Here is a 640-nt window from a genome sequence, read left to right on the forward strand (position 1 = left end):
CATCAGAATCACCATTTACCCCATTTATATGATTTAAGGATACATAAAGCAGATTTTTTACTTTAAACTAGATTTTTGACCTTAGAACGCTAAGAGGTTAGATTTTCTATTTTTATTTTAATTTAAAAAGAAGTTTAGTTAATTCATTAAGGTTATGCTTATACCATGTAGAAGGTTCCATCGGAACAATTATTATTTATTTCAAGCTATTTCGGCTCTTTCTTAATCTTCGAAAAGAAAGAAATTTCGTAATGGAAAGGTAGGATGAAAAAAAAGAAAAAATCAAAAGGAAGTGTGGAAAAAATGACAAGAAGATATTGGAACATCAATTTGAAAGAGATGATAGAAGCGGGAGTTCATTTTGGTCATGGTATTAAGAAATGGAATCCTAAAATGGCCCCTTACATCTCGGCAAAGCGTAAAGGTACTCATATTACAAATCTCGCTAGAACCACCCGTTTTTTATCAGAAGCTTGTGATTTAGTTTTTGATGCAGCAAGTCAGGGAAAAAGCTTCTTAATTGTTGGTACCAAAAAAAGAGCAGCGGATTTAGTAGCATCAGCTGCAATAAGGACTCGTTGTCATTATGTTAATAAAAAGTGGTTCAGTGGTATGTTAACGAATTGGTCGATTACTAAAA

At 32.3% G+C, this 640-nt stretch carries 1 protein-coding gene; it reads left to right on the forward strand.

Translation table 11 applies throughout. The features are described from left to right. Nucleotides 1-264: 264 nt before the first annotated feature. The coding region (gene rpsB, locus QQK43_RS23765) for a 30S ribosomal protein S2 (RefSeq protein ID WP_284309652.1) at nt 265-640 on the forward strand (376 nt) is incomplete at its 3' end.

It is taken from the genome of Hydrogenophaga electricum (assembly GCF_030160815.1).
GTDB lineage: Bacteria > Pseudomonadota > Gammaproteobacteria > Burkholderiales > Burkholderiaceae_C > Hydrogenophaga > Hydrogenophaga electricum.